At 67.2% G+C, this 12,162-nt stretch carries 14 protein-coding genes; 10 read left to right on the top strand and 4 right to left on the bottom strand.

Annotation, left to right across the window (positions count from 1 at the left end; translation table 11 throughout):
* Nucleotides 1–16 precede the first annotated feature (16 nt).
* Nucleotides 17–583 (bottom strand): TetR/AcrR family transcriptional regulator, encoded by a 567-nt coding sequence (locus ABQF13_RS04085; RefSeq protein WP_448391465.1) that lies wholly within the window; start codon nt 581–583, stop codon nt 17–19.
* 147 nt (nt 584–730) lie between these two features.
* Between ABQF13_RS04085 and ABQF13_RS04080 the strand changes: the two genes are divergently transcribed.
* From ABQF13_RS04080 to ABQF13_RS04040, 9 genes are all read left to right on the top strand, one after another.
* Nucleotides 731–1,366 carry a TetR/AcrR family transcriptional regulator gene (locus ABQF13_RS04080; protein ID WP_448391464.1) on the top strand — a complete coding sequence of 212 codons (636 nt, stop codon included), beginning with the start codon at nt 731–733 and terminating at the stop codon, nt 1,364–1,366.
* Between the two features lie 63 nt (nt 1,367–1,429).
* The gene (locus tag ABQF13_RS04075) at nt 1,430–2,368 is read left to right on the top strand and encodes a class I SAM-dependent methyltransferase (RefSeq protein ID WP_448391463.1); all 939 of its coding nucleotides are present in this window, start codon (nt 1,430–1,432) and stop codon (nt 2,366–2,368) included.
* 102 nt (nt 2,369–2,470) lie between these two features.
* Nucleotides 2,471–3,871 carry an aldehyde dehydrogenase family protein gene (locus tag ABQF13_RS04070; RefSeq protein WP_448391462.1) on the top strand — a complete coding sequence of 467 codons (1,401 nt, stop codon included), beginning with the start codon at nt 2,471–2,473 and terminating at the stop codon, nt 3,869–3,871.
* Between the two features lie 75 nt (nt 3,872–3,946).
* The gene (locus ABQF13_RS04065; protein WP_448391461.1) at nt 3,947–4,810 is read left to right on the top strand and encodes an SDR family oxidoreductase; all 864 of its coding nucleotides are present in this window, start codon (nt 3,947–3,949) and stop codon (nt 4,808–4,810) included.
* 10 nt (nt 4,811–4,820) lie between these two features.
* Nucleotides 4,821–5,795 carry an NADPH:quinone oxidoreductase family protein gene (locus tag ABQF13_RS04060; protein ID WP_448391460.1) on the top strand — a complete coding sequence of 325 codons (975 nt, stop codon included), beginning with the start codon at nt 4,821–4,823 and terminating at the stop codon, nt 5,793–5,795.
* Between the two features lie 25 nt (nt 5,796–5,820).
* On the top strand, nt 5,821–6,525 hold the full coding sequence (locus ABQF13_RS04055; protein WP_448391459.1) for a haloacid dehalogenase type II: 705 nt from the start codon (nt 5,821–5,823) through the stop codon (nt 6,523–6,525).
* A 62-nt stretch (nt 6,526–6,587) separates the two neighbouring features.
* Nucleotides 6,588–7,283 (top strand): methyltransferase domain-containing protein, encoded by a 696-nt coding sequence (locus ABQF13_RS04050; RefSeq protein ID WP_448391997.1) that lies wholly within the window; start codon nt 6,588–6,590, stop codon nt 7,281–7,283.
* A gap of 18 nt (nt 7,284–7,301) precedes the next feature.
* Nucleotides 7,302–7,787: a DUF456 domain-containing protein gene (locus ABQF13_RS04045; protein WP_448391458.1), complete on the top strand. Its 486-nt coding sequence runs from the start codon at nt 7,302–7,304 to the stop codon at nt 7,785–7,787.
* A 9-nt stretch (nt 7,788–7,796) separates the two neighbouring features.
* Nucleotides 7,797–8,957 (top strand): LLM class flavin-dependent oxidoreductase, encoded by a 1,161-nt coding sequence (locus ABQF13_RS04040; RefSeq protein ID WP_448391457.1) that lies wholly within the window; start codon nt 7,797–7,799, stop codon nt 8,955–8,957.
* A 58-nt stretch (nt 8,958–9,015) separates the two neighbouring features.
* Here ABQF13_RS04040 and ABQF13_RS04035 read toward each other — a convergent pair whose 3' ends face one another.
* Genes ABQF13_RS04035 through ABQF13_RS04025 form a run of 3 tightly spaced genes read right to left on the bottom strand, consistent with a single transcriptional unit; the run spans nt 9,016 to nt 11,372 of the window.
* Nucleotides 9,016–9,813 carry a tyrosine-protein phosphatase gene (locus tag ABQF13_RS04035; protein WP_448391456.1) on the bottom strand — a complete coding sequence of 266 codons (798 nt, stop codon included), beginning with the start codon at nt 9,811–9,813 and terminating at the stop codon, nt 9,016–9,018.
* Nucleotides 9,813–11,093 carry an acyl-CoA dehydrogenase family protein gene (locus tag ABQF13_RS04030; RefSeq protein WP_448391455.1) on the bottom strand — a complete coding sequence of 427 codons (1,281 nt, stop codon included), beginning with the start codon at nt 11,091–11,093 and terminating at the stop codon, nt 9,813–9,815. The genes ABQF13_RS04035 and ABQF13_RS04030 overlap by 1 nt, the downstream gene beginning before the upstream one ends.
* A gap of 21 nt (nt 11,094–11,114) precedes the next feature.
* Nucleotides 11,115–11,372, bottom strand: coding sequence for a hypothetical protein (locus tag ABQF13_RS04025; RefSeq protein ID WP_448391454.1), 258 nt, complete (start codon nt 11,370–11,372; stop codon nt 11,115–11,117).
* Between the two features lie 201 nt (nt 11,373–11,573).
* Here ABQF13_RS04025 and ABQF13_RS04020 point away from each other — a divergent pair, with 201 nt between their 5' ends.
* The gene (locus ABQF13_RS04020; RefSeq protein WP_448391453.1) at nt 11,574–12,161 is read left to right on the top strand and encodes a peroxiredoxin; all 588 of its coding nucleotides are present in this window, start codon (nt 11,574–11,576) and stop codon (nt 12,159–12,161) included.
* Nucleotide 12,162 lies beyond the last annotated feature (1 nt).

Below are 12,162 nucleotides of genomic sequence, written 5' to 3'. Positions count from 1 at the left end.
CGATGTGGCGCCCGAGTTAGCTTTCATCGAAGACCGACGTGAACCGGCCGGATTCGAGGGCGCTGATCATCTGGGCCGCGATCCACTCGAGCGCGTGGGCGTCGCGTGGCAGGGCGGCCTGTTCGTACCCGATCAGCAAATAGACCGCCCACGCGGCGAACACCTGCGCCTGACGCACATGCTGCAGGATTTCGTAGGCCGACTCGTACACGATCTCGTAGCGTTGCTGGTCGACCGCGGATTGCACGGTCCGCACGTCAGGGTCGATCGCACTCCACACCCGAATCGCAGCCTCGGCCCCGTGGGGCAGGCCCAAGGCGCTCTGCACCAGCATGTCGATGCGCCGGCGCGGATCGGGTTCGGCGCGCACGGTGTCGACGACGCGCACGGTGCGGACCTGCATCCAGTGCGCGACCAGCGCCTTGGTGTACGCAGGCCAGTTCGGGAAGTAGTGGTAGAACGATCCGGTCGTGACGCCGAGGCGGTTGCACACCTCGGCCAGTTTCAGCCCGCCATAGCCGAGGTCGGACAGGACGTCGAGACCCGTCTCGAAGTAGGCCTCACGCGATGCGACGCTCGCCATGGGACGCGACCCTAGTTCGTGAACCTGTGTCTTCTCTACGGCAGATTCGTCGCTACACCGTCGGATGCTTTGCTGGTCGGGCGGTCCTGACGCCGCCGTAAGCATCCTGGTGCAGTTATCCCCGGTGACCTGTGGCACAATTTCTCCGTGCCGCACACCGCGAGTAGGGGCCCCGGTCGTCCCCCCGCAGCGAAGGCCGCCGAGACCCGGGAGCGCATCGTAAAGGCGGCTCGCGAAGTCTTCAGCGAACTCGGATACGACGCCGCCACTTTCCAGGCGATCGCCATCCGCGCCGACCTGACCCGGCCGGCGATCAACCACTACTTCGCCAGCAAGCAGGTGTTGTGGCGCGAGGTCGTCGAGCAAACCAACGCGACGATCGCCAGGGTGGGCAAGGCCCGCGCCGAAGCCGAGACGAACCTGCTCGACCGGCTGACCGTCTATTTCACCGTCGCGATGCAGGCAGACTCTGAGGACCGGTCGGCGGCGGCGTTTCTCGTCACGTCGGTGCTGGAGGCTCAGCGGCACCCCGAACTCGGCGGCGACGAACACGATTCGCTGGAGAACTCTCGCGAGTTCATCACGTGGGCGGTCAACGACGCGATCGAACGCGGTGAGCTCAGCACGGACACCGACATCAAGTACCTGGTCGAGATGCTGGTCGCGGTGATGTGGGGGATGGGCTTCTATGCGGGTTTCGTCGGCACGCACGAAGAACTGACCGCGGTCATCCGTAACTTCGAGCTGTTGATGGCCAACAAGCTGTGGCAACTCAAGTCGTAGCGCCGGTGACGTCGCCCACAGTTCGGATAGCATGTCTAAGTTATTGGATTACCATGGCGCACGATGAGTTCACTGCGCACTGACGACGACACCTGGGACATCGCCACCAGCGTTGGCTCGACCGCGGTGATGGTGGCGGCCTCCCGCGCCGCCGAGACCGCCCGCGACGAGCCGCTGATCCGCGACCCGTTCGCCAAGGTGCTTGTCGCCGGCGCAGGAACAGGGATCTGGGAGTTCATCCTCGACGATGCGTTCAAGGCCAAGGTCGCCGAGGTCGACCCCGAGGTCGCCGTGATCTTCGAGCACATGGGCAACTACCAGGCCGTGCGCACACACTTCTTCGACCGGTTCTTCACCGACGCCGCCGACGCGGGGATCCGCCAGGCCGTCATCTTGGCGTCCGGCCTGGATTCGCGCGCCTACCGGCTGCCGTGGCCGGCCGGCACCGTGGTCTACGAGATCGATCAGCCCAAGGTGCTCGAGTACAAGGCCGCGCGGCTGGCCGAGCACGGCACGCTGCCGTCGGTGCGACGGCACGCGGTACCGGTCGACCTGCGCTTCGACTGGCCGGCAGCGCTGCGCGACGCCGGTTTCGACGCCGACGCGCCCACCGCGTGGCTGGCCGAGGGACTGCTGATGTACCTGCCAGCCGACGCCCAGGACCGGCTGTTCGAGCAGGTCACTGCGCTCAGCGCACCGGGAAGCCGGGTCGCCGTCGAGACCGTCGGCACGCAGGCCGACGAGCGTCGCGAACAGATGCGGGCGCGGTTCGAACGCATCGCCGCCCAGTTCGGCATGGAAGAAACGCTCGACGTCGCCGACCTGATGTACAACGACCCCGACCGCGCCGACGTCGCGCAGTGGCTCGACGCGCACGGCTGGCGCTCCGCCGCCGTCACCTCCCGCGACGAGATGCAACGCCTGAACAGGTGGGTGCTGCCACCCGAGGAGTACGAGGCCGACGCGTTCTCCGCGTTCGTCACCGCTGAGAAGGCGTGCTAACCGCCCGAACGGACGATATAAGGGGGACAAAGTTGCCCCTACAGGGTGGCCCAACCGGTTGGTTAGGATCGGGTATTCCTCGGGTCAGGAAGGACACCCACCATGACCACTGAATCCGTCGCGCCCGCGCCACCCACCACCGACATCCCCGGTGTCGTGCGCCGACTGCGCGAGACGTTCAAGACCGGCCGCACCAGGGATTTGGCCTGGCGCAAGCAGCAGTTGCTGGCAATGGAAAAGCTCGTCACCGAAAACGAGGACGCCATCGCCGAGGCGCTGCACCAGGACCTCGGCCGCAACCGCTTTGAAGCGTGGCTGGCCGACATCGCCAGCACCGCCGGTGAGGCCAAGGACGCCGCGAAGAACGTGCGCAAGTGGGCCCGCCGCCGCTACCGGCTGCTGGAGTTGTCGCAGCTGCCCGGACGCGGCTGGGTCGAATACGAGCCCTACGGCACCGTGCTGGTGATCGGCGCGTGGAACTTTCCGTTCGTGTTGACCCTCGGGCCTGCCATCGGGGCGATCGCGGCCGGCAACACCGTCGTGCTCAAACCCTCCGAGGTGTGCCCGGCGTCCTCGGCGCTGATGGCCGAGTTGGTACCGCGTTACCTCGACAACGACGCCATCGTGGTGGTCGAGGGCGACGGCAGCGTCAGCCAGGAGCTCATCGCGCAGGGCTTCGACCACATCTGCTTCACCGGCGGCACCGAGATCGGCCGCAAGGTCTACGAAGGCGCCGCGCCGCACCTGACGCCGGTCACCCTGGAACTGGGCGGCAAGAGCCCGGTGATCGTGTCCGCCGACGCCGACATCGACGTCGCGGCCAAGCGGATCGCGTGGACCAAGCTGATCAACTCCGGCCAGATCTGCATCGCGCCCGACTACGTGCTGGCCGATGTGAAGATCCGCGATCAGCTCGTCGACAAGATCAAAGAAGCCGTGACGACGTTCGAGTCGCAGAACCCCAGCGGCAAGCGCATCGTCAACGAGCGCCACTTCAACCGGCTCGTCTCCGCACTCGATGCGACCAAGGGTGAGGTCGCCATCGGCGGCGGATCGGACCCGTCGACGATCAGCATCCAGCCGACCGTAGTCGTCGACCCCGATCCCGCCGAGCCGCTGATGACCGACGAGATCTTCGGCCCGATCCTGCCGGTCATGACGGTGAAATCCCTCGACGACGCAATCGGATTCGTCAACTCGCGGCCCAAACCGCTGGCGGCCTACCTGTTCACCAAGACCAAGAGCATCCGGGAACGGGTGATCAAGGAAGTATCGGCGGGCGGCATGGTGGTCAACCACCTGCTGTTCCACTTCGCCACCAACAAGCTGCCCTTCGGCGGCGTCGGCCCGTCGGGCATGGGCGCCTACCACGGCAGGTACGGCTTCGAGCAGTTCAGCCACAAGAAGACGGTGATGACCAAGCCGACCCGACCCGATGTCGGAGCCTTCATCTATCCCCCGTATACAGAGAAGGCACTTAAGCTCGCCAAACGTTTGTTCTAGTCGGCGATTTCGGTGCGCTGAGTAGCGCTGGGCGCAACTCATCGCGCCGAAATCCACAGTTGAGAAGGGAACCCCATGCCAGGAGTGCAGGATCGCGTCATCGTCGTCACCGGGGCCGGCGGCGGCCTCGGACGCGACTACGCGTTGACGCTCGCCAAGGAGGGCGCCAGCGTCGTCGTCAACGATCTCGGCGGTGCCCGCGACGGCACCGGCGCCGGTTCGGCAATGGCCGACGAGGTCGTCAAGGAGATCAAGGATGCTGGCGGCCGCGCGGTGGCCAACTACGACTCGGTGGCCGAACCCGAGGGCGCCGAGAACATCATCAAGACCGCCTTGGATGAGTTCGGCAAGGTCGACGGCGTGGTCTCCAACGCGGGCATCCTGCGCGACGGCACCTTCCACAAGATGGAGTTCGCGAACTGGGACGCGGTGCTCAAGGTGCACCTCTACGGCGGCTACAACGTGATCCGCGCGGCCTGGCCGCATTTCCGCGAGAACAGCTTCGGCCGCGTGGTGGTGGCGACCTCGACCAGCGGGCTGTTCGGCAACTTCGGGCAGGCCAACTACGGCGCCGCGAAGCTGGGCCTGGTCGGGCTGATCAACACGCTGGCCCAGGAGGGCGCGAAGTACAACATCAAGACCAACGCCGTCGCGCCCATCGCGGCGACCCGGATGACGCAGGACATCCTGCCGCCGGAGGTCTTCGAGAAGCTGACGCCCGAGTACGTGGCGCCGGTGGTGGCCTACCTGTGCACCGAGGAACTGCCCGACACCGCGTCGGTCTTCATCGTCGGCGGCGGCAAGGTGCAGCGCGCCGCGCTGTTCCAGAACGAGGGTGTGACGTTCACCGAGGTGCCGTCGGTCGACGACATCGCCGCCAAGTGGGGCGAGATCACTGACCTGTCGGCTGCGCAGCGCGCGACGTTCAGCCTCGGCTGATCAGCATTACATGAAAGCGCTTGTTGCGCGAAGGCTTTCCGGTCCGGCGGGCCTGGACTACACCGATGTCGACGACCCCGTTGCGGGCGACGACGCGGTGGTCATCGATGTCCGGGCCGCCGGGGTCAGCTTCCCCGACCTACTGCTGCTGCGCGGTGAGTACCAGTTGCGGTTGGAACCGCCGTTCACCCCGGGTATGGAGGTCGCCGGGGTGGTGCGCTCGGCGCCCGAGGAGTCGGGGCTCTTACCGGGCCAGCGAGTGACGGCGATGGCGATGCTCGGCGGGTGGGCGGAACAGGTGGCGGCGCCGACCCCCAACGTCACGCCCACCCTCGAAGATCTCGACGATGCCGAATCCGTTGCGCTGATGGGTAACTACCAGACGATGTACTTCGCGCTGGCCCGCCGCGGCGCACTGCGGCCCGGCGAGACGGTGCTGGTGCTCGGATCGGCGGGCGGCATCGGCGTGGCGAGCATCCAGATCGCAAAGGCGTTGGGCGCCAGAGTGATCGCGATGGTGCACCGTCCACACGCCGTCGACTTCGTGAAATCGCTCGGTGCCGACGTGGTTTTACCACTGGCCGACGGCTGGTTGCAGGCGGTGAAGGACGCGACCGACGGCCGCGGCGCGGATCTGGTGGTCGACCCGGTCGGCGGCGAGGCGTTCGACGACGCGGTGCGGGCACTGGCCATCGAGGGCCGGCTGCTGGTTATCGGGTTCGCGGCAGGCCGGGGCATCCCGACCGTCAAGGTCAACCGGCTGTTGCTGCGCAACGTCGCGGTGATCGGCGTCGGCTACGGCGAGTACGTCAACCGCGTGCCGGGTTCGCAGTCGGTGTTCGCCTTCGGTGTCGCCGAGTTGGTCCGGGCCGGGCTTCGGCCGCCGCCCCCGGTGCGCTTCGGTCTGGCCAAGGGCGCCGACGCGTTGCAGAGCCTCGCCGACGGTGGCGTGCTCGGCAAAGTTGTGTTGGAGCCCGGCCGATGAGCGCTTGCGCGAAGAGCATCGATTGATGGGTCCGCAGGCGCTGGCCTTCGACGTATTCGGCACCGTCGTCGACTGGCGGTCGTCGATCATCGACGAGCTCAAGGCGTTCGGGCGCCGCCACGACGCGCACCGCGACTGGGCCGCGGTCGCCGACAGTTGGCGCGCCGGGTACGTGCCGGCGATGGACCGGGTGCGCCGCGGTGAGCTGCCGTGGATGAAGATCGACGACCTGCACCGGATGATCCTCGTCGAGCTGCTCGAGGCCGTCGGGCTGGCGGCGGTCGACGACAACGAGATCGCCCACCTCAACCGCGCCTGGCATCGACTCGATCCGTGGCCCGACGCCGTGGCCGGCCTGACGCGGCTCAAGCAGCGGTTCCTCATCACCACGCTGTCCAACGGCAACGTCTCGCTGCTGACGAACATGGCCAAACGGGCCGGGCTGCCGTGGGACTGCGTCATCTCCGCCGAGCTGTTCCGGCACTACAAACCCGACCCCGAGGCGTACCTCGGCTGCGCCGAACTTCTCGACGTGGCCCCCGGCGAGCTGATGCTCGTCGCCGCGCACCCCGGCGACCTGCGCGCGGCCCGCGATGCGGGGCTGAGGACCGCCTATGTGGCCCGACCGCTCGAACGTGGTCCGCGCCGCCCGCCGCACCGCGTCGACGACGGCGAGTTCGACGTCACGGCAACGGATTTCCTCGACCTAGCCGACAAGCTGAACGGGTAGCCGCGGAGGCGAAGGCGTAGCGTGGATTCGTGACCACCCAACCCCTGCCGCCTGCGCTGCAGATGGCCTCCCGACTGCTCATCGACCCGCCCGAGCATCTCGACGTCAGCGAGGGCTACCTCGACCTGCTCGGGGAAACGCCCGAGGGTGAGAAGAACACCGGCCCGATCCAGGCGATGTGGGCATCGCGACTCGGTTCGATGTTCTACGACAACACGCAGATGGTCGTGCGCAGGCTCTTGACCGCGTGGCAGGAGCCCACCGAGTGGCTGAACCTGCCCGTCGGCGGGGTGGCGCTCGACGTCGGCAGCGGGCCCGGCAACGTCACCGCCGCGCTCGGTCGTGCGGTCGGGCCGGCCGGCCTGGCACTCGGCGTCGACATCTCCGAACCGATGCTGAGCCGCGCGGTCCGGGCCCACGCCGGCCCCAACGTCGGCTTCCTGCGCGCCGACGCTTCACGCCTGCCCCTGCGGGATGAGTCGGTCGACGCGGTGGTGTCGGTGGCGATGCTGCAGCTGATCCCCGAACCGGCCACCGCGCTCGCGGAGATGGTGCGGGTGCTGCGCTCCGGCCGCCGGATGGCGGTGATGGTGCCGACCGCCGGACCAGCCGCGTACATTTCCCGGTTCCTGCCCGACTTCGGCGCGCACGTGTTCGACGAAGACCAACTGGCCGACACATTGGAGGATCTCGGCTTGGCCAGCGTGCGGACGAAGATGATCGGCACGGTGCAGTGGGTGCGCGGACGCAAGCCGTGACGGCCTAAGCTCGCTGACGTGAGCCTCGGCGGCATTCTCCTGGTGGCGCTGGCGATCGCCGTCGGCCTGGCCGGCATCATCCTGCCGATCCTGCCCGGGGTGTTGCTGGTGATCGGCGCGATCGGGGTGTGGGCCGTTGTCGTCAACACCACCACCTCGTGGGTGGTGTTCGGGATCGCGGCCGCGCTGATCGTGGTGTCGGCGATCATCAAGTACACCTGGCCGGTGCGCCGCATGCGCGAGGCGCAGGTTCGCACTTCGGTGCTGGTCATCGGCGGGATCGCCGGCGTCGTCGGGTTCTTCGTGATCCCGGTGATCGGTTTGTTCATCGGGTTCGTCCTGGGGGTGTACGCCGCTGAGTTCGCCCGCCGCCAGGACCCGACGCTGGCGTGGACGTCGACCAAACACGCGCTCAAGGGCGTCGCGCTGTCGGTCGGGGTGGAGTTGGCCGGCGCGCTGCTGGCCACCGTCGTTTGGATCATCGGGGTGTACCTGACGCAGTAGCTTGCAGGCATGGCCAAGCTCCGGTTCGGATACTTCATCGCACCCTTTCACCGCGCAGGTACCCACCCCACGCTGGCGTTGCAGCGCGACCTCGAGTTCGTCGAACATCTCGATGCGCTGGGCTACGACGAGGCGTGGATCGGCGAGCACCACTCGGCGGGCAGCGAGATCATCAGCTCACCGGAGGTGTTCATCGCCGCGGCCGCCGAGCGGGCCAAGCGGATTCGGTTCGGCACCGGAGTGATCTCGCTGGCCTACCACAACCCGCTGTGGGTGGCGGACCGGCTGATGCTGCTCGACCACCTCACCCACGGCCGCATCATCGGCGGCATGGGACCGGGCTCGCTGCCCACCGACGCGGCGATGATCGGGTTGACGCCCACCGACACCCGCGAACTGCTGGAGACCAACCTCGACATCGTGGTGCGGCTCCTGGCGGGGGAAACGGTGAGCGCCAAGACCGCCACCCACGAACTGCACGACGCCCGACTGCAATTGGCTCCCTACGCCGAGGACGGCATCCCGCTGGCCGTCGCCGCGGTGGCCTCACCGACAGGTGCGAGGCTGGCGGGCAAGCACGGCATCGGCTTGCTGTCGATCGGCGCCACCCTGGTCGTCGAGGGGTTCGACGCGCTGGCTCACCACTGGGGGATCGCCGAAGAACGCGCGGCCGCGTTCGGCACCATGGTCGACCGCAGGAACTGGTCGCTGGTGTGCCCCATGCATATCGCCGAAACCGAGGAACAGGCCCGCACCGACGTGCGCTTCGGCATCGAACACTGGTACCGCTACTTCCAGAAGGTCGCGGCGTTCCCGCAGATGGAGGTGCCCGGCGAAAACATCGACGAGGTCGTCGATGTCATCAACGGCGCCGGCGCGGGCGTGATCGGCACTCCGGACCAGGCCCGCGCGCAGGTGCAGCGGCTGTGTGAGCAGTCCGGCGGGTTCGGGTGCATGCTGCAAATGGGCCATGAATGGGCCAACCCCGCGGCCACTAGGCGCTCAGCGGAACTGTTTGCCGCCGAGGTGATTCCGCACTTCCAGGGTCAGGCCCAGCCGACACTCGACGCCGCCGCCCGCGCCCGCGACGTGCGCGAAAACCTCGCGGCCACGCAGATGAGCGCCATCGAGCACATGACCAAGAAGTACGAGGCAGAAAAAAGCGGCTAGCCGCGTGATTTGTGTGCGTTCAGGCGCGGTGAGCGCAACAAAACGCACACAAATCGCTCTAGTCGAGCAGCGCGGCGCGCACCTTGGCGACATCGTCATCGGTCACATCGGCGGCTTCGAGATAGCCGCGCAGCGTGCCGTATTCCCGCTCGATGGTCTGCCACGCGCTGGCCAGGTAGTCCTCTCGAACGCCGAGAACTTCGTCGGTCAGTCGGGCTTCGGCGAAGGTGACGACCTCCGGTGTCTCCGAGCGGTCGCGGACCGACTCCAGGATGCGTTCCCGCAGCAGCGGTACGGCGTCATTGCTGCGCAGGAAGTCGGCGAGGATCGCGTCGCGGTCGACACCGACCGCTCCCAGCACCGTTGCAACGGTGAACCCCGTGCGGTCCTTGCCCGCAAAGCAGTGCGTGATAACCGGGCGTCCGTCGGCGAGCAACGAAATCACCTGACGCACAGCGCGTCGCGCACCGCCCAGCGTCGGAAACCGCTGGTACTCATCGGTCATGAACCGCCTGGCCGCCACCGCGACGTCCTCGTCGTCGGGCTTCTCGCTCATCATCTTCTGGAAGGTGGCCTCGTGCGGTGCTTCTCCGTCGACCGCCGACACATCGGGGAACGGCAGCAGATGTACTGCCACACCGGGCGGCACAGCTCCGGGCCCGCGGCGCTCGACCTCGCGCGGTGAACGCAGGTCGGCCACGTCCGAGATCCCCAGCTGGGCCAGCCGCTGGCGGCCCTCCTCGGAGAGGCTGCTCAGCTCGCTGGACCGGAACAGGCGACCGGGCCGCACACCGGTGGTCGCCGCGACATCCCGAAAGTTCCAGGCGCCCGCCAGTTCTCCGGTCCCGACAGCCACTAGGACGTCACCGCTTCACCCGATTGGCGGCTCGCCGCCGAATTTGATTGGCGGCTCGCCGCCGACGCGAGAGAGCCCTTCTCCCGGCCCAACTCGGCGCGCGCGATGGTGCGCATGTGCACCTCGTCGGGCCCGTCGAACAGCCGCATCGCCCGGTGCCAGCCGTACATGCGGGCCAGCGGGACGTCGTCGCTGACACCGGCGCCGCCGTGCACCTGGATCGCGCGGTCGATGACGTCGCACGCCACCTGCGGAGCCACCGCCTTGATCTGGGCCACCTGCACCTGAGCGTCCTTGCTCTTGTTGCCGTGCTGGTCGATGGTCCACGCGGCCTTGTGGCACAGCAACCGAGCCTGGTCGATCTCGTTGCGGGACTTGGCGATCGACTCACGCACCACACCCTGCTCGGCGAGCGGCTTGCCGAACGCCACCCGCTTCTGCACGCGGTCGACCATCAGCGTCAGCGCACGTTCGGCCGCACCGAGCGCGCGCATGCAGTGGTGGATGCGGCCGGGGCCCAGTCGGGCCTGCGCGATCGCGAAACCGCTCCCTTCTTCGTGCAGTAGGTTCTCGACGGGCACCCGCACGTTGTCGAACACGATCTCGCAGTGCCCGTGCTGGTCCTGCCAGCCGAACACCGGCAGCGAGCGCTGGATGTCGACGCCGGGGGTATCGGTGGGCACCAGGATCATCGACTGCTGCTGATGGCTGGCCGCGTCGGGGTTGGTGCGGCCCATCACGATCATGATCTTGCAGCGCGGGTCGGCTGCTCCGGTGATCCACCACTTGCGCCCGTTGATGACGTAGTCGTCGCCATCGCGCAGCATGGTGGTCTCGATGTTGCGGGCGTCGCTGGAGGCCACGGCGGGCTCGGTCATCGCGAACGCGCTGCGGATCTCACCGGCCAGCAGCGGCTCGAGCCACTGCTTGCGCTGCTGTTCGGTGGCGAACAGATGCAGCGTCTCCATGTTGCCGGTGTCGGGCGCGGCGCAGTTCACCACCTCGGGTGCGATCTCGAGGCTCCATCCCGTCAGCTCGGCCAACGGCGCGTATTCGAGGTTGGTGAGCCCGGAGACCGGTGGCAGAAACAGGTTCCACAGACCCTGCTCCTTGGCCAGCGCCTTGAGGTCTTCGACGACCGGCGGAACGGTGTGGTCCTTGGGACCGGCCTCTTCACGGTGCCGGTGGTAGGCCTCCTCGGCGGGAAAGACGTGTTCGGTCATGAAAGCGGTCAAGCGCTGGTGATAGTCCTGCACCTTGGCCGACATCGCGAAGTCCATGCCGCCACGATATGACACCCGCTAAACCGGCTTGTGCTGCGTCGGGCTTTGTTCGGACTCCCATTTGGCCTCCAGCGAGCGGGTGACCCGGGCGTCGGGGGCGTATTCGACCTCGAACGTCGCGCCGTCGTCGTCCTGGTAGGTCACGACCACCGCGCCGTCGCGGGCGTCCTGGTGGACCACTTGGTAGGGCGCCGGCTCGGCGCCGCCGACGGCAACGCGCACGATATCGCCGGGCGCGACGTCGTCGATGGGGTCGTTCTCGGAGATGTTTGCCATCCTCTCGACGGTAGCAACCGGTATGTGCCCCCGCCGTCGTGCGACGGCGGGGGCCGAAATCGGCTGAAACCGAACCTATTTCACCGGGCCGGTGTGGCCACTATCACGTTCGTAGCCCTTGTCTTTAGCCGGTAAAAGGAACAGAATCGTATGCGTAATCTGGACTGACTCCAAACTAGACCAAGGATGGTGTGCAAACACATGGCATTGCTGACGATCGGTGACCAGTTCCCCCGCTACGATATGGCGGCGGTTATCGGCGGTGATCTCTCGGAGGTCGATGCCAAGAAGCCCGACGACTACTTCACCCGTGTGACCAGCGATGATCACGAAGGCAAGTGGCGGATCGTCTTCTTCTGGCCGAAGGACTTCACCTTTGTGTGCCCGACGGAGATCGCGGCCTTCGGCAAGCTCAACGAGGAGTTCGAGGACCGCGACGCGAAGGTGATCGGTGTCTCGGTCGACAACGAGTTCGTGCACTTCCAGTGGCGCGCCCAGCACGAGGACCTCAAGACGCTGCCGTTCCCGATGGCCTCGGACCTCAAGCGCGAGCTGTCGCTGGCCACCGGCGTACTCAACGCGGACGGTGTCGCTGACCGGGCCACGTTCATCGTCGACCCCAACAACGAGGTTCAGTTCGTGTCGGTGACCGCCGGCTCGGTGGGTCGTAACGTCGACGAGGTGCTGCGGGTGCTCGACGCCCTGCAGTCCGACGAGCTGTGCGCCTGCAACTGGAAGAAGGGCGATCCGACGATCAAGCCCGAAGAGCTTCTCGCCGAGGCGGTGTAAC

It is taken from the genome of Mycolicibacterium sp. XJ879, assembly GCF_053483935.1.
The sequence above is the reverse complement of the archived record's forward strand: the minus strand, read 5'-3'. Positions and strand labels throughout refer to the sequence as shown.